Annotated in this window: 14 protein-coding genes; 10 read left to right on the forward strand and 4 right to left on the reverse strand. The window is 66.7% G+C overall.

What is annotated here, in order from left to right:
- Positions 1-22 precede the first annotated feature (22 nt).
- Together A9Z05_RS04750 and A9Z05_RS04755 are read left to right on the forward strand one after the other, a co-directional pair.
- On the forward strand, positions 23-652 hold the full coding sequence (locus A9Z05_RS04750) for a glutathione S-transferase family protein (protein WP_069617099.1): 630 nt from the start codon (positions 23-25) through the stop codon (positions 650-652).
- 159 nt (positions 653-811) lie between these two features.
- Positions 812-1,018, forward strand: coding sequence for a hypothetical protein (locus tag A9Z05_RS04755; RefSeq protein ID WP_006476356.1), 207 nt, complete (start codon positions 812-814; stop codon positions 1,016-1,018).
- A gap of 108 nt (positions 1,019-1,126) precedes the next feature.
- Here A9Z05_RS04755 and proP read toward each other — a convergent pair whose 3' ends face one another.
- Positions 1,127-2,617: a glycine betaine/L-proline transporter ProP gene (proP, locus tag A9Z05_RS04760; RefSeq protein ID WP_069617100.1), complete on the reverse strand. Its 1,491-nt coding sequence runs from the start codon at positions 2,615-2,617 to the stop codon at positions 1,127-1,129.
- A gap of 539 nt (positions 2,618-3,156) precedes the next feature.
- Between proP and A9Z05_RS04765 the strand changes: the two genes are divergently transcribed.
- A complete protein-coding gene (locus A9Z05_RS04765) occupies positions 3,157-3,489 on the forward strand; it encodes a YnfA family protein (RefSeq protein ID WP_069617197.1) in 333 nt (110 codons plus the stop codon).
- Between the two features lie 27 nt (positions 3,490-3,516).
- On the opposite strand, the gene dnaQ is transcribed toward A9Z05_RS04765, so the two are convergent.
- Genes dnaQ through A9Z05_RS04780 form a run of 3 tightly spaced genes read right to left on the reverse strand, consistent with a single transcriptional unit; the run spans position 3,517 to position 5,544 of the window.
- Entirely contained in the window at positions 3,517-4,251 is a 735-nt protein-coding gene (gene dnaQ, locus A9Z05_RS04770) for a DNA polymerase III subunit epsilon (protein ID WP_069617101.1), read from the reverse strand.
- Positions 4,252-4,291: 40 nt separating this feature from the next.
- The gene (gene rnhA, locus A9Z05_RS04775; RefSeq protein WP_069617102.1) at positions 4,292-4,735 is read right to left on the reverse strand and encodes a ribonuclease HI; all 444 of its coding nucleotides are present in this window, start codon (positions 4,733-4,735) and stop codon (positions 4,292-4,294) included.
- Positions 4,732-5,544, reverse strand: coding sequence for a class I SAM-dependent methyltransferase (locus A9Z05_RS04780; RefSeq protein ID WP_069617103.1), 813 nt, complete (start codon positions 5,542-5,544; stop codon positions 4,732-4,734). The genes rnhA and A9Z05_RS04780 overlap by 4 nt, the downstream gene beginning before the upstream one ends.
- An 18-nt stretch (positions 5,545-5,562) precedes the next feature.
- Here A9Z05_RS04780 and gloB point away from each other — a divergent pair, with 18 nt between their 5' ends.
- The 7 genes from gloB to greA all read left to right on the forward strand — a co-directional run bounded on the left by gloB (position 5,563) and on the right by greA (position 15,612).
- The gene (gene gloB, locus A9Z05_RS04785; RefSeq protein ID WP_069617104.1) at positions 5,563-6,399 is read left to right on the forward strand and encodes a hydroxyacylglutathione hydrolase; all 837 of its coding nucleotides are present in this window, start codon (positions 5,563-5,565) and stop codon (positions 6,397-6,399) included.
- A gap of 151 nt (positions 6,400-6,550) precedes the next feature.
- Positions 6,551-8,128, forward strand: a complete 1,578-nt coding sequence (locus tag A9Z05_RS04790) for a transglycosylase SLT domain-containing protein (protein ID WP_069617105.1) — start codon at positions 6,551-6,553, stop codon at positions 8,126-8,128.
- Positions 8,129-8,287: 159 nt separating this feature from the next.
- A complete protein-coding gene (locus A9Z05_RS04795) occupies positions 8,288-9,505 on the forward strand; it encodes a nitrate/nitrite transporter (protein WP_069617198.1) in 1,218 nt (405 codons plus the stop codon).
- A gap of 365 nt (positions 9,506-9,870) precedes the next feature.
- Positions 9,871-11,016, forward strand: coding sequence for a glutamine-hydrolyzing carbamoyl-phosphate synthase small subunit (gene carA, locus A9Z05_RS04800; RefSeq protein WP_069617106.1), 1,146 nt, complete (start codon positions 9,871-9,873; stop codon positions 11,014-11,016).
- A gap of 37 nt (positions 11,017-11,053) precedes the next feature.
- Positions 11,054-11,713, forward strand: a complete 660-nt coding sequence (gene leuE, locus A9Z05_RS04805; RefSeq protein ID WP_069617107.1) for a leucine efflux protein LeuE — start codon at positions 11,054-11,056, stop codon at positions 11,711-11,713.
- A 49-nt stretch (positions 11,714-11,762) separates the two neighbouring features.
- Positions 11,763-15,017 carry a carbamoyl-phosphate synthase large subunit gene (carB, locus tag A9Z05_RS04810; RefSeq protein ID WP_069617108.1) on the forward strand — a complete coding sequence of 1,085 codons (3,255 nt, stop codon included), beginning with the start codon at positions 11,763-11,765 and terminating at the stop codon, positions 15,015-15,017.
- A gap of 118 nt (positions 15,018-15,135) precedes the next feature.
- Positions 15,136-15,612 carry a transcription elongation factor GreA gene (gene greA, locus A9Z05_RS04815; RefSeq protein WP_006476345.1) on the forward strand — a complete coding sequence of 159 codons (477 nt, stop codon included), beginning with the start codon at positions 15,136-15,138 and terminating at the stop codon, positions 15,610-15,612.
- Positions 15,613-15,619 lie beyond the last annotated feature (7 nt).

Here is a 15,619-nt window from a genome sequence, read left to right on the forward strand (position 1 = left end):
CCCCGTAAGCGGAGCGTTCGCGATGAAGCTGATCGGCATGCTGGATTCCCCGTTCGTGCGTCGCGTCGCCATTTCGGCGAAGCTGCTCGACCTGCCGTTCGAACACGAGTCGATCTCGGTATTTCGTCATGTCGAGCAGTTCAGGCGGGTCAACCCGGTCGTCAAGGCGCCGACGCTCGTGACCGACGGCGGCGCGACGCTGATCGATTCGTCGCTGATCGTCGACTATCTCGATCATCTCGCCGCGCCGGAGCGGCGCCTGCTGCCCGACGCCGTCGATGCCCGACTGCGCGCGCTGGTGCCGATCGGATTCGCGCTGGCCGCCGCCGAGAAAACCGTGCAGGTCGTCTACGAGCAGGCGCTGCGGCCGACGGACAGGCAGCACGAACCGTGGATCGAACGCGTGCTGGGCCAGCTCGAAGGCGCATACGGCGCACTCGAGCCGCTGGTCGCGGCCGCGAACGGCTGGTTCGGCGGGGCGCGACTGCTGCAGTCGGACGTGACGGTCGCGGTGGCGTGGCGCTTCACGCAATTCATGGCGGCCGGGTACCCGGTGCTGGCGCGGATCGATCCGGCCCGTTATCCGGCGCTCGCCGCGCATTCCGCGCGGGCGGAAGCGCTGCCGGCCTTCGTCGAGACGCCGCTCGCCTAGCCTTTGAAGCGGCCCGCCGGGCGATCGCACGCCGCTCGCCTTGGTCCGGCAAGCCGCTGCCGATTGTTCTCGGCCGCTGACAAGTGACTTCGCATTCGCGCTGTTTATCCGGAGGCCACCGATCCCTAGAATCCACTCCATCAAATCACGCATTGCCAGATGGAGCCGATGATGAAAGCCCTGATCGAATCGAGCCTGTACCACCCGTCCGTCGTGTTGGCGCTTGCCGGGCTCACGCAGCTGATGGTCGAGCGCGATTTCAATCTCGGCCAGGTCGGGATGATCGTCGCGGCGCGCGGTGCGCAGGCGGCCGTGTCGCGGTCGCGCGCGCTGATCTTCTGCCGTCACTGCGAAGCGCAGGCATGAACGCGCATGTCGACTGAATGAAAAAAAGCCCGGCCGGCGCAAGCCGGTCGGGCGGATCGGGTTCGATCGGGCCCCGGCTTCGGCCGGGGCTTTTTCATTGAGCGACGCTCATGCGCGTGCGGGTGTCGCGACGCCGTAGATTTCCGAGTCGTCGTCCTCGTCGCGCAACTGGCGCGCGAGCTGGTGCGCTTCGCGGCGCGTCGCGACGGCCGGCGGCGAGCCCTTCAGCGGCTGGCGCGCGGTTTCGGCGAGCGCGACGACCGACACGATGCCGATCAGCGCGGCGCCCATCATGTAGTACGCGGGCATCATCAGGTTGTGCGTCACGTCGACGAGCCACGCGGTCACCAGCGGCGTCGTGCCGCCGAACAGCGACACCGACACGTTGAAGCCGATCGCGAGCGCACCGTAACGGATCTCGGTCGGGAACAGCGCGGGCAGCGCCGACGGCATCACGCCGGTAAAGCACGACAGCAGCACGCCGAGGATCAGCAGGCCGCCGAACACCGATGCCGTGGTGCCCGTGTGGATCAGCATCAGCGACGGGATCGACAGCACCAGCAGGCCGACGCAGCCGGCGAGCATCACCGGCTTGCGGCCGACCTTGTCCGACAGGCGGCCGGCGTACAGCGTCATCGGCATCATCAGCACCATCACGATCAGCACCAGCACGAGGCTGTGCGATTCGTCGAAGTGCAGCGTCGACGACATGAAGCTCGGCAGGTACGACAGCACCATGTAGTCGGTCACGTTGAAGATCAGCACGAGGCCGACGCACAGCAGCAGGGCACGCCAGTTGCGCAGCAGCGTCTCGCGGAAGCGCGTCTTCGGCACGGCCTTGTCCTGCGCTTCGCGCGCTTCGGCCTGGCGCTTGAACGCGGGCGTTTCCTCGAGCTTCATCCGGATGTACAGCCCGATCAGGCCGAGCGGCCCGGCGATCAGGAACGGCACGCGCCAGCCCCACGACAGCAGCGCGTCCTGCGACAGCGACGCGGTGAGCAGCGCGACGACGCCCGCGCCCAGCACATAGCCGATCAGCGTGCCGAATTCGAGGAAGCTGCCCATGAATCCGCGACGCTTGTCGGTCGAGAACTCGGCGATGAAGGTCGCCGCGCCGCCGTATTCGCCGCCGGTCGAAAAGCCCTGCACGAGGCGCGCGACGAGCAGCAGGATCGGGGCCATGATGCCGATCGACGCGTAGCTCGGGATCAGGCCGATCGCGAAGGTGCCGACGGCCATCATGATCATCGTCGCGGCGAGCACGCGCTGGCGGCCGATGCGGTCGCCGAGCGGGCCGAACACCATGCCGCCGAGCGGGCGCACGAGGAACGCGGCCGCGAACGTGCCGAAGGTCGCGAGCAACTGCGCGGACGGGCTGCTGGACGGGAAGAACACCTTGCCGAGCGTGACGGCGATATAGCTGTAGACGCCGAAGTCGAACCATTCCATCGCATTGCCGATGGCCATCGCGCTGACGGCGCGCTTGAGCAGGCTCTGGTCGACGACGGTGATGTCGTCCGCGGCGAGCGGGGCTTCGCCGGACGACGAAGCGGGGGAAGAGACAGCGGTCGGGCTGACGTGTGTTGCGGTCAAGGTCATGCACTCCTTTGACAGCGCCGGAACGGGCGGGGCCGTCCGACACGGTTTGCCGGCGAGCGCGGTGTCGTGTGCTGCGCGTCGGGGCAGACCTTTAAGCACTTACTGCGCAGGGGGCAGCAAAGGGCCGAGGGGCTGCTTCGACGCGGGCCCGATGGGCCGTCGCGACAGTGCGCTCATGAAGAATGGGCCGCGTGATGCAAGCGGCGGATGCCGGTGCGGACGAGATGTCCGGCGTTCCGGCAACGCCCCGGAGGGGCAACGAAACGAGAAAAGCGGGCCTGTCGGGCGGGCTTTCCTGTGGATGCAATTTCGATCGAGGCACCGGCCCGCAGCGTGCGGACGGACTTCTCTCAAAATCGAAAAGACAGAGATTGAATGTTGAAACAGGCGACATGATAGCACGATGACGGACGATCGTGCAAATTGCCCGGAATCGCCCGTCTGGCGGGGCATCCGGGCGGGCCCGCTCGGGTATGATCGGCGGCGCGCGGCGCGGGCATGCGGTCCGCCGCGACGGGGCAGAATTCGCGAGGAACCGGATGACCGAATTGACGAGGATCGCGGCGCTGTTCGCCGCTACCGCACTGGCCGAAATCGTCGGCTGCTACCTGCCGTGGCTCGTGCTGAAGGCCGGGCGCCCGGCCTGGCTGCTGGTGCCGGCCGCGCTGTCGCTCGCGCTGTTCGCGTGGCTGCTGACGCTGCACCCGAGCGCGGCGGGACGCACGTATGCCGCGTACGGCGGCGTGTACATCGCGGTGGCGCTGATCTGGCTGCGGGTGGTCGACGGCGTCGCGCTGACCCGCTGGGACGTGGCCGGCGCGGTGCTCGCGCTCGGCGGGATGGCCGTCATCGCGCTGCAGCCGCGCGCATGAGCGCGGCTGCAACGCGGGTTGCGGGTATTACGCCGCTTCGGCGGTATCCGTGTCGGCGGACTGGCGCCACACGCAGGTGCCCTTGACCGACTTGTCGAGCTCGTCGAGCTGAGCCTGGTGCGCGGCCAGCTCGTCGTCGCTCGCGGCCACCACGGGCAGGTCGAGCGCGGCGAGCGACACGCGCTGGCCATTCGCCGCGCCGCCGCCGACACTCGCGTCGTCGAGCATGTCGATCACGAGGCTGTCCTGACCGCGCGTCATCGCGAGATACACCTCGGCGAGCAGCTCCGAGTCGAGCAGTGCGCCGTGCAGCGTGCGGTGCGCGTTGCTGATGCCGAAACGGTCGCACAGCGCGTCGAGCGAGTTGCGCTTGCCCGGGAACATCTGCTTGGCCTGCACCAGCGTGTCGATCACGCCGCCGCAATGCTCGGTGAACGGCGGCAGGCCGAGCCGTGCGAATTCGGCGTCGAGGAAGCCGAGGTCGAACGGCGCGTTGTGGATGATCAGCTCGGCGTCCTTCACGAAATCGAGGATCTGGTGGGCGACTTCCGCGAATTTCGGCTTGTCGCTCAGGAATTCGGTCGTGAGGCCGTGCACCGCCAGTGCGCCCGGATCGCTGTCGCGTTCGGGGTTCACGTAGAAGTGCAGGTTGTTGCCGGTGAGCCGCCGGTTCAGCAGCTCGACGCAGCCGATTTCGATGAGGCGGTCGCCCGTGCGGGCGTTCAGGCCGGTGGTTTCGGTATCGAGAATGATCTGGCGCATGTCGGGAAAAGCAAGAAAAACGGGAGAGGGCGGCCGGCGTTTACGCGGCCAGCGATTCGACGCCGCGATTCGCGAGCGCGTCCGCGCGTTCGTTTTCGGGATGGCCCGCGTGGCCCTTGACCCAGCGCCACTCGATCTCGTGCTGCGCGACGAGCGCGTCGAGCCGCTTCCACAGGTCGGCGTTCTTCACCGGGGTCTTCGCCGCGGTGACCCAGCCTTTCTTCTTCCACCCGTGGATCCACTCGCTGATGCCTTTCTGCACGTATTGCGAGTCGGTATGCACGATCACGCGGCACGGCCGCTTCAGCGCTTCGAGCGCGGCGATCACGCCCATCAGCTCCATGCGGTTGTTGGTCGTGTTCGGCTCGCCGCCGAACAGTTCCTTTTCCTTGTCGCCGTAGCGCAGCAGCGCGCCCCAGCCGCCGGGGCCGGGGTTGCCCTTGCAGGCGCCGTCGGTATAGATGTCGATGGTGTCGATTGTCATGAACGTTCTTGGTGAGTGGTCGGGGAGGCCGCCGGCGTCAGGCCCGGTGCGAGCACGGGCTTCTTCATCTTGATCGGGCCGACGAGGCGCATGCCGCGCACGCGCTTGACGGCCGTCACCATGTAGACGGCGCCGAAGATCGGCCACCAGCGGTCGCCGGCGGCCTCCATGAAGCCGTAGCGGGCCAGCCACTGGTCGGTGGCGAGCGGCGGCCGGTAGCAGCCGAAACGGCCGCGTTCGAGGTCGAAACCGAGCAGCTTGATCCAGTCCTTGAGCCGGATGAACGCGATCTGGTCGCGCGTGGCCGGCACGAACGGGCGGTTCGCCATGCGCCCGAACGATTGCCGCATGCCCCACAGGCTCAGCGAGTTGAAGCCGGTGATCACGAGCTGGCCTTCCGGCATCAGCACGCGCTCGGCCTCGCGCAGCAGGCGGTGCGGGTCGGACGTGAATTCGAGCGTGTGCGGCATCACGATCAGGTCGACGCTCTGCGATTCGAACGGCAGGTCGAGCAGGTCGCACCAGGTCGTGCTGCGATCGGCGGGCGCATGGCTTGCCGTGTGCGCTTCGCGCGCCCACGGATACTGATACGGCGCGCTCGCGCCGCTCGCCGGGTCGAGCACGAGGCCGCGATACGGCATGCGGTTCTCGCGCAGCGCGTCGAGCTGCGGCAGGCCCAGCTGCAGCGCGTGGAATCCGAAGACGTCGGACACGATCCGGTCGAGCTGCGCCTGTTCCCAGCCCAGCACGTAGCGGCCGGGCGGCGAGTCGGTCCAGGCGGGCCAGTCTATAATTTGTGGATCGGACATAACGATGATTGCGCGCCCATGAACGAGCTGGAATACGTGCCGGTTCCGGCATTCGAAAACAACTATATCTGGCTCGTCTCGGACGGCCGCGATGCGATCGCCGTCGATCCGGGTGAAGCCGCGCCCGTACGCCGGGTTCTTGCCGAACGAGGTTGGCGGTTGACCGCTATTTTACTCACGCACCACCATGCCGACCACGTCGGCGGTGTCGACGCGCTGCGTAATAGCCAACCGGACGATGCTCCGCTCCCCGTTTACGGTCCTGCGGCCGAAGCGATCGGCGTGGTCACGCGGCCGCTGGCGGGCGGCGATCGCGTGACGCTCGACGCGCCGGCCGTCGTGTTCGACGTGCTCGACGTGCCGGGTCATACGCGCGGCCACATTGCATACTTTCAGGCGGCCGGCCAAGGCACGGCCGGTCCGGGCGCGGCCGGGCAGGGCAACGCGGTGCCGCACGTGTTCTGCGGCGACACGCTGTTCTCGTGCGGCTGCGGCCGCCTGTTCGAAGGCACGCCCGCGCAGATGCTCGCCTCGCTCGACGTGCTCGCGGCGCTGCCGGGCGACACGCGCGTGCATTGCGCACACGAATACACGCTGTCGAACATCCGCTTCGCACTCGCGTGCGAGCCGGGCAATGCGGCGCTCGCCGCGTGGCGTGACGATGCGCAGGCGCTGCGTGCGCGCGGCGTGCCGACGCTGCCCACGACGATCGCGCACGAGCGTGCCGTCAACCCGTTCATGCGGGCCGACAGCGCGGCGATCCACGCGACGCTCGAGGCCGAGCTGCACGAAACGGTGACGGATCGTCTTGCCGCGTTCACGCTGATGCGCGAATGGAAAAACCGGTTCCGATGAGCTTTTCCGGAGGACTCCAAAGCTCAAGCGGTATCTGTAAAAATTGCTCCAAATGTAGGATTTCGCTGAGTTTTCGGTGTTTTTATTGACGTGAAGCACGCACTTCCGTAGTATCGCTTGCAATTTCCAGCCGTCGGAAGCAGAGATTTTCATGCGACTTATATTGAGTGCGATGGTGGTGCTGCTACTCGCCGCTTGTGCGAGCCAGCCCCCTGTCGCCAACAACGCCGCCGATTCGCAGGCGACGTCCAACTACCTCCGTAAATCAGCCACCGCCAAAGAAACTGTCGACGTCGACAAGCAATCCGTCGGCGACCTGACCACGGCAGACTCCGATCTCTGGGCGCGCATCCGCCGCGGCTTCCAGATGCCCGACCTGCAGAGCGATCTGGTCGACATGCAGACGACCTGGTATACGCAGCGTCCCGATTACGTGCAGCGCATGACCGAGCGCTCGCAGAAGTACCTGTATCACATCGTCGAGGAACTCGAGGCGCGTCACATGCCGACCGAGCTCGCGCTGCTGCCGTTCATCGAGTCCGCGTACAACCCGCAGGCGCTGTCGGTCGCGAAGGCGGCCGGCATGTGGCAGTTCATGCCCGGCACCGGCCGCACGTACAACCTGAAGCGCAACATGTGGCAGGACGAGCGCCGCGACGTGCTCGCGTCGACGAGCGCCGCGCTCGACTACCTGTCCCGCCTGCACGACATGTTCGGCGACTGGTATCTGGCGCTGGCCGCGTACAACTGGGGCGAAGGCAACGTGCAGCGCGCGATCGCGCGCAACCAGGCGGCCGGCCTGCCGACCGACTACCAGAGCCTGCGGATGCCGAACGAGACGCGCAACTACGTGCCCAAGCTGCAGGCGGTGAAGAACATCATCGCGAGCCCGCAGCAGTACGGCCTGGCGCTGCCCGATATCCCGAACCACCCGTATTTCGTGACGGTCACGACGTCGCGCGACATCGACGTGGCGGTGGCCGCGAAGCTCGCGAACCTGCCGCTCGACGAATTCCGCTCGCTGAACCCGTCGTTCTCGAAGCCCGTGATCCTCGGCGCGACCGAGCCGCAGATCCTGCTGCCGTTCGATAACGCGTCCGCGTTCGAGAAGAGCCTGAAGGCCTATAGCGGCCAGCTGTCGTCGTGGACCACCTACACGGTCAGCGAGCGTGCGCGCCCGGCCGCGATCGCCGAGAAGATCGGCGTCGACGCCGATACGCTGATGTCGGTCAACAAGATTCCGGCCGGCATGCGCTTGAAGCCCGGTTCGACGATCGTCGTGCCGCGCGGCGATGACGACGACGAGGACATCAGCGCCGATGTCGCCGAAAACGGTGCGCTTGCGATGGAGCCGGACGTTCCCGATACGCGCAAGATGCTGATCCGCGTGCGTCGCAAGCAGTCGATGGCGGCGATCGCCGGCCGCTACGGCGTGTCGGTCGGCCAGTTGAAGGCGTGGAACCGTACGCACCGCGATCTCGTGATGCCGGGCCAGGCGCTCGTGCTGCACGTGCCGGTCGGCCGTTCGGTGCCTGCGGAACCCGGTCCGGAGCGAATCGCGACGTCGGCCGCCGGTGCGCACATCGAGCGCGCGAGCCTGGCGGTGGGCGGCAAGTCGCACGGCGGCAAGCGCGGCGCCGCCAAGTCGTCGGCGAAGTCGGCGAAGGCTGCCGCTCCCGCGAAAGCCGCGCCGGCCAAGACCGCCGCGCACAAGGGCAAGAAGAAGTAAGCGCGGCCGTCGCGCGCGGCGTAGCGGCCGGCGAGGCCCGCGCGATTGCGCTATTATCCGACGAATTCGGCGAAACGCCGTCACCGAGGTGACGGCGTTTTCGTTTGTGCGCGGCGCATCGGCGCTGCGTCGCGCGTATTCATCCAACAAGGGGAAGCGATGTCGTCGGTGCAGGTGAGGGTGCTCGCGCTGTTTTCGGTCGGATATTTCGTGTCGTACGTGTTTCGCGGCGTCAATCTGGGCTTCGCGCCGTTCGTCACGCATGAGCTCGGGCTGTCGGCCGCCGATCTCGGCCTGCTCACCAGCCTCTATTTCCTCGGCTTCGCGGGCGCGCAGATTCCGGCCGGCGTGATGCTCGACCACTTCGGCCCGCGCCGCGTGACGGCCGGCATGCTGCTGTTCGCGGCGGCCGGCGCGGCCGTGTTCGGCGCGGCGCACGGCATCGGCGCGATGATGGTCGGCCGGCTGCTGATCGGCGTCGGCGTGTCGGTGTGTCTCGGCGCGGCGTTCAAGGCGCTCGCGCAGCATTTCCCGGTCGGCCGGCTGCCGCTCGTCAACGGCCTCGTGATGGCCGTGGGCGGCCTCGGCGGCGTGATGGTCGGTTCGCCGCTGACCTGGCTGCTCGGCTGGGCGAGCTGGCGCGCGATCTGTTTCGGCCTCGCGGTGCTGACGGTGATCGTCGCGGCGTCGATCGGCTTCGGCGCGCCCGATGTGCAGCAGGCGCGCCACCAGGGCGGGCTCGTCAGTCAGTTCAAGGGCACGTGGCACATCCTGACGAGCCGCGCGTTCTGGAAGATTGCGTCGTTCTCCGTCGTCACGCAGGGGGTGTTCTATGCGATGCAGTCGTTGTGGGTCGGCCCGTATCTGCGCGATGTCGGCGGGTTCGATGCGCGTCATGCCGCGCGCCTCGTGTCGGTGCTCGGCTTCGCGATGATGGCTGGCTGCGTCGGCTTCGGCGCGGCGGCGCGCGTGCTCGAGCGGCGCGGCGTGTCGGTCTACGCCACCTGCGGCATCGGCATGGCGCTGTTCGTCGCGACGCAGCTCGCGATCGTCGCGCGCGTGCCGTTGCCGCCCGCCATGCTGTGGGCCGCCTACGGGATGTTCGGCGGCGTGGGCATCCTGACCTACGCGGTGATGGCCGGACATTTTCCCGCCCAGCTGATCGGCCGCGCGAACACGACGCTCACGCTCGTGATCTTCCTGCTGATCTTTGCGTTCCAGATCGGCGTCGGCGCGGTGCTGTCGCACTGGCCGGCGGTCGACGGCCGTTATCCCGCGGCCGCGCACTTCACCGCGTGGGGCGTGCTGCTCGCGCTGCAGCTCGCGAGCGCGGTCTGGTACATGTGGCCCGCGCGCGGCGCTGGTCAAGCGCACTGATCCGGCGGTACGCTGGCAGGCGGGGCGGCCGCGGAACCGGGGCCGCAGCACAGTGCGCTGCGCCGCCGAATGCGGCGCGCACACGATCGGACGGCCATATCCATTGAAGATAGGCCCATTTTCAGGCTATAATTTGAAAGTTTGTGCTGATCAACCTCGCACCCTAGCGCCTACCTCATTCATCCCGTTCATCCGCCGCACGCCGCCTGCCGGGCGATGCCGCGAAGCCTCGTGCGCCACGCGCCGGGTTCGCGTCTCGACAACGCAGGCCGCGTCCAGCTAGCGACCGCGCGCGCCCACGCAGCGCGGCGCTTGCGCGGCAGGGTAAACAGGTCGGCAGCAGGGTGTTCCCCAAGGAGCCTCCCGTGTTGCCGTCTTTTTCTCCCGCCTTGCTTGCACTCGCCGACGGCACGGTCTTTCGTGGTTATTCGATCGGGGCCGAAGGCCATACGATCGGCGAAGTCGTGTTCAATACCGCGATCACCGGCTATCAGGAAATCCTGACTGATCCGAGCTACTCGCGCCAGATCGTCACGCTCACCTATCCGCATATCGGCAACGTCGGCGTCAACGCCGAAGACGTCGAAGCCACGAAAGTCCATGCCGCCGGCCTGATCATCCGCGATCTGCCGACGCTCGCGTCGAACTTCCGCATGGACCGCACGCTCGGCGACTACCTGCGCGACGAAGGCGTCGTCGCGATCGCCGGCATCGACACCCGCAAGCTGACCCGCATCCTGCGCGACAAGGGCGCGCAGAGCGGCTGCATCCTGACGGGCTCCGACGACGAAGCGAAGGCGATCGAACTCGCGCGCTCGTTCGAGGGCCTCGCCGGCATGGATCTCGCGAAGGTCGTGTCGACCACCAAGCCGTTCGAGTGGAAGCAGACGGAATGGCGTCTCGAAGGCGGCTACGGCATGCAGGAAGCGCCGAAGTACCGCGTCGTCGCGTACGACTTCGGCGTCAAGTACAACATCCTGCGCATGCTCGCGGAGCGCGGCTGCCACGTGACGGTGCTGCCCGCCCAGGCCAGCGCGGCCGATGCGCTCGCGCTGAATCCGGACGGCGTCTTCCTGTCGAACGGCCCCGGCGATCCGGAGCCGTGCGATTACGCGATCGCGGCCACCAAGGAATTCATCGAGCGCGGCGTGCCGACCTTCGGCATCTGCCTCGGCCACCAGATCATGGGCCTCGCGGTCGGCGCGAAGACGCTGAAGATGAAGACGGGCCACCACGGTGCGAACCATCCGGTGAAGGATCTCGGCGACGGCCGTGTCGTGATCACGTCGCAGAACCACGGCTTCGCGGTCGACGCCGATTCGCTGCCGGCCAACGCGCGCGTGACGCACGTGTCGCTGTTCGACGGCACGCTGCAGGGCTTCGAGCTGACCGACAAGCCGGCGTTCTGCTTCCAGGGCCACCCGGAAGCATCGCCCGGCCCGCACGACATCGGCTACCTGTTCGACCGTTTCACCGCGCTGATGGACGCGGCGAAGCAGCGCACCGCCTAACGTCATCGACGCAACCGAAGAACGGGAGATTCACATCATGTTCGGCCACGCACTCGGCATCACGGATATCTGGACCTACGTGTTCGGCGTGATCTTCATCATCCTGCTGCCGGGGCCGAACTCGATGTACGTGCTGTCGCTCGCCGCGCAGCGCGGCGTGAAGGCCGGCTATCGCGCGGCCTGCGGCGTGTTCGTCGGCGATACCGTGCTGATGGTGCTGTCGGCCGCGGGCGTCGCGTCGCTGCTGAAGGCGAACCCGCTGCTGTTCTCCGTCGTCAAGTACGGCGGCGCCGCATACCTGCTGTACATCGGTACCGGGATGCTGCGCAGCGCGTGGAGCAAGCTGCGCGCGCGCGGCGATGCGCCGGTCGAGGCCCGGCAGGCGGTCGACGGCGAACGTCCGTTCCGGAAAGCGCTGATCGTGAGCCTGCTGAATCCGAAGGCCATCCTGTTCTTCATCTCGTTCTTCATCCAGTTCGTCGACCCGGCATTCCCGCATCCCGCGCTGTCGTTCGTCGTGCTCGGGGCGATCGCGCAATGCGCGAGCGTCCTGTACCTGAGCACGCTGATCTTCGCGGGCGCGCGGCTCGCCGAGCACTTCCGCCGCCGCCGCAAGCTCGCGGCAGGCGCGGCGAGCAGCGTGGGCGGCCTGTTCATCGGTTTCTCGGTGAAGCTGGCGCTCGCGACCATGAGCTGAGCGCCGCCGGCCGACCCACGACAACGATTACTTATTGAATTCACAAGCCATGCCAAAACGCACAGACATCAAGAGCATCCTCATCATCGGCGCCGGCCCGATCATCATCGGCCAGGCGTGCGAGTTCGACTATTCGGGCGCGCAGGCTTGCAAGGCGTTGCGTGAGGAGGGCTACAAGGTCGTTCTCGTCAACAGCAACCCGGCGACGATCATGACCGACCCGAACACGGCCGACGTGACCTACATCGAGCCGATCACGTGGGAAGTCGTCGCGCGCATCATCGAGAAGGAGCGCCCGGACGCGATCCTGCCGACGATGGGCGGCCAGACCGCGCTGAACTGCGCGCTCGACCTGCACCACCACGGCGTGCTCGAGAAGTTCGGCGTCGAGCTGATCGGCGCGTCTCCGGAAGCGATCGACAAGGCCGAAGACCGCCAGAAGTTCAAGGAAGCGATGACCAAGATCGGTCTCGGCTCCGCGAAGTCGGGCATCGCGCATTCGATGGAAGAAGCGACCCAGGTGCACGCGCAGATCATGGCGGAGACGGGTGGCAGCGGCTACCCGGTCGTGATCCGTCCGTCGTTCACGCTCGGCGGCTCGGGTGGCGGCATCGCATACAACCGCGAAGAGTTCGAGGAAATCTGCAAGCGCGGTCTCGACCTGTCGCCCACGCGCGAGCTGCTGATCGAAGAGTCGCTGCTCGGCTGGAAGGAATACGAGATGGAAGTCGTGCGCGACCGCGCCGACAACTGCATCATCGTCTGCTCGATCGAAAACCTCGACCCGATGGGCGTGCACACCGGCGACTCGATCACGGTCGCGCCGGCGCAGACGCTCACCGACAAGGAATACCAGATCCTGCGTAACGCGTCGCTCGCGGTGCTGCGCGAGATCGGCGTCGACACGGGCGGCTCGAACGTGCAGTTCTCGATCAACCCGAAGGACGGCCGCATGGTCGTCATCGAGATGAACCCGCGCGTGTCGCGTTCGTCGGCGCTCGCGTCGAAGGCCACCGGCTTCCCGATCGCGAAGGTTGCCGCGAAGCTGGCCGTCGGCTACACGCTCGACGAGCTGAAGAACGAAATCACCGGCGGCCAGACGCCGGCGTCGTTCGAGCCGACGATCGACTATGTCGTCACGAAGATCCCGCGTTTCGCGTTCGAGAAGTTCCGCGAAGCCGATTCGCGCCTGACCACGCAGATGAAGTCGGTCGGTGAAGTGATGGCGATCGGTCGCACGTTCCAGGAATCGTTCCAGAAGGCGCTGCGCGGCCTCGAAGTCGGTGTCGACGGCCTCGACGAGAAGTCGACCAACCGCGACGAGATCGCGATCGAGATCCACGAGCCGGGCCCGGACCGCATCTGGTACGTCGGCGATGCGTTCCGCATCGGCATGACGGCCGAGGAAATCTTCGCGGAAACCGCGATCGACCCGTGGTTCCTCGAGCAGATCGAGCAGATCATCCTGAAGGAAAAGGCGCTGTCGGGCCGCACGCTCGCGTCGCTGACGTTCGACGAGCTGCGCTACCTGAAGCAGAGCGGCTTCTCCGACCGCCGCCTCGCGAAGCTGCTTGGCGCGACGCCGGAAGACGTCCGCAAGCGTCGCGTCGAGCTGAACGTGCGTCCGGTCTACAAGCGCGTGGACACGTGCGCGGCCGAGTTCGCGACGAAAACGGCGTACATGTACTCGACCTACGAGGAAGAGTGCGAGGCGCAGCCGACCACGAACAAGAAGATCATGGTGCTGGGCGGCGGCCCGAACCGGATCGGCCAGGGCATCGAGTTCGACTACTGCTGCGTGCACGCGGCGCTCGCGATGCGCGAGGACGGCTATGAAACGATCATGGTCAACTGCAACCCGGAGACGGTGTCGACCGACTACGACACGTCCGACCGCCTGTACTTCGAGCCGCTGACGCTCGAAGACGTGCTCGAGATCGTCGACAAGGAAAAGCCGGTCGGCGTGATCGTCCAGTACGGCGGCCAGACGCCGCTGAAGCTCGCGCTCGACCTCGAGGCGCACGGCGTGCCGATCGTCGGCACGTCGCCGGACATGATCGACGCGGCCGAAGACCGCGAACGCTTCCAGAAGCTGCTGCAGGACCTCGGCCTGCGCCAGCCGCCGAACCGCACCGCACGCGCCGAAGACGAAGCGCTCGCGCTGGCCGACGAAATCGGCTATCCGCTGGTCGTGCGTCCGTCGTACGTGCTCGGCGGCCGCGCGATGGAGATCGTCCACGAGCCGCGCGACCTCGAGCGCTACATGCGCGAGGCCGTGAAGGTGTCGAACGATTCGCCGGTGCTGCTCGACCGCTTCCTGAACGACGCGATCGAGTGTGACGTCGACTGCATCTGCGACGGCGAAGCCGTGTTCATCGGCGGCGTGATGGAGCACATCGAGCAGGCGGGCGTCCACTCGGGCGACTCGGCATGCTCGCTGCCGCCGTACTCGCTGTCGGAGGAGACCGTGGCCGAACTGAAGCGCCAGACGGGCGCGATGGCGAAGGCGCTGAACGTGGTCGGCCTGATGAACGTGCAGTTCGCGATCCAGCAGGTGCCGCAGGCGGACGGTTCGAAGCAGGACATCATCTACGTGCTCGAAGTGAACCCGCGCGCATCGCGCACGGTGCCGTACGTGTCGAAGGCGACCAGCCTGCCGCTCGCGAAGATCGCGGCGCGTGCGATGGTCGGCCAGAAGCTCGCGCAGCAGGGCGTGACGAAGGAAGTCGAGCCGCCGTACTTCAGCGTGAAGGAAGCGGTGTTCCCGTTCGTGAAGTTCCCGACCGTCGATCCGGTCCTCGGGCCGGAAATGCGCTCGACCGGCGAAGTGATGGGCGTCGGCCAGACGTTCGGCGAAGCGCTGTTCAAGTCGCAGCTCGCGGCCGGTTCGCGCCTGCCGGAGTCGGGCACGGTGCTGCTGACCGTGATGGACGCGGACAAGCCGAAGGCCGTCGAAGTCGCGCGCATGCTGCACGATCTCGGCTACCCGATCGTCGCGACCAAGGGCACGGCCGCCGCGATCGAAGCGGCCGGCGTGCCGGTGAAGGTCGTGAACAAGGTGAAGGACGGTCGTCCGCACATCGTCGACATGATCAAGAACGGCGAGATCGCCCTCGTGTTCACGACGGTTGACGAGACGCGCCAGGCGATCGCCGATTCGCGTTCGATCCGCATGAGCGCGCAGGCGCACAAGGTCACGTACTACACGACGATGTCGGGCGCGCGCGCGGCCGTCGAAGGCTTGCGCTACCTGAAGGATCTGGAAGTCTATGATTTACAAGGTCTTCACGCTCGCCTAAACTAAGCAGTCAGTTACCTGTCGAAGCAACACGTGCCGCGATTAGGCGGTGTTTCCAGTGCATCGGAAGCGCGCTTAATCGCGGTGATTTTTTTTATAGCCGTTTTTAGCGATTGAGCCGTTTATGAGCACCATTCCGTTGACAAAGCGTGGCGCGGAGCAACTGCGCGATGAATTGCAGCGCCTCAAGTCCGTCGAGCGGCCGGCCGTGATCAACGCGATCGCGGAGGCCCGCGCACAGGGCGATCTTTCCGAAAACGCCGAATACGACGCCGCGAAGGAAAAACAGGGCTTTATCGAGGGCCGCATCGCGGAACTCGAATCCAAGCTGTCCGCCGCGCAAATCATCGATCCCACGGTGCTCGACGCCGACGGCCGCGTCGTGTTCGCCGCGACGGTCGAACTCGAGGATCTCGAGTCGGGCGACACCGTCAAGTACCAGATCGTCGGCGACGACGAAGCCGATATCGATCACGGCCTGATCTCGGTCAGCTCGCCGATCGCGCGCGCGCTGATCGGCAAGTCCGAAGGCGACGTCGCGGCCGTGCAGGCGCCGAGCGGCGTGCGCGAGTACGAAATCATCTCGGTCAGCTACATCTGAAACGGGG

Origin of the sequence: Burkholderia sp. A2, from assembly GCF_001729305.1 — a bacterium.
Classification (GTDB): Bacteria; Pseudomonadota; Gammaproteobacteria; order Burkholderiales; family Burkholderiaceae; genus Burkholderia; species Burkholderia sola.

Bases quoted from the DNA above. Each gene is read 5' to 3' on its own strand.
- gloB (WP_069617104.1), top strand. From the start codon at position 5,563: ATGAACGAGCTGGAATACGTGCCGGTTCCGGCATTCGAAAACAACTAT.
- carB (WP_069617108.1), top strand. From the start codon at position 11,763: ATGCCAAAACGCACAGACATCAAGAGCATCCTCATCATCGGCGCCGGC.
- A9Z05_RS04755 (WP_006476356.1), top strand. From the start codon at position 812: ATGGAGCCGATGATGAAAGCCCTGATCGAATCGAGCCTGTACCACCCG.
- A9Z05_RS04750 (WP_069617099.1), top strand. From the start codon at position 23: ATGAAGCTGATCGGCATGCTGGATTCCCCGTTCGTGCGTCGCGTCGCC.
- A9Z05_RS04795 (WP_069617198.1), top strand. From the start codon at position 8,288: ATGTCGTCGGTGCAGGTGAGGGTGCTCGCGCTGTTTTCGGTCGGATAT.
- dnaQ (WP_069617101.1), bottom strand. From the start codon at position 4,251: ATGCGCCAGATCATTCTCGATACCGAAACCACCGGCCTGAACGCCCGC.
- A9Z05_RS04765 (WP_069617197.1), top strand. From the start codon at position 3,157: ATGACCGAATTGACGAGGATCGCGGCGCTGTTCGCCGCTACCGCACTG.
- greA (WP_006476345.1), top strand. From the start codon at position 15,136: ATGAGCACCATTCCGTTGACAAAGCGTGGCGCGGAGCAACTGCGCGAT.
- A9Z05_RS04780 (WP_069617103.1), bottom strand. From the start codon at position 5,544: ATGTCCGATCCACAAATTATAGACTGGCCCGCCTGGACCGACTCGCCG.
- rnhA (WP_069617102.1), bottom strand. From the start codon at position 4,735: ATGACAATCGACACCATCGACATCTATACCGACGGCGCCTGCAAGGGC.
- leuE (WP_069617107.1), top strand. From the start codon at position 11,054: ATGTTCGGCCACGCACTCGGCATCACGGATATCTGGACCTACGTGTTC.
- A9Z05_RS04790 (WP_069617105.1), top strand. From the start codon at position 6,551: ATGCGACTTATATTGAGTGCGATGGTGGTGCTGCTACTCGCCGCTTGT.
- proP (WP_069617100.1), bottom strand. From the start codon at position 2,617: ATGACCTTGACCGCAACACACGTCAGCCCGACCGCTGTCTCTTCCCCC.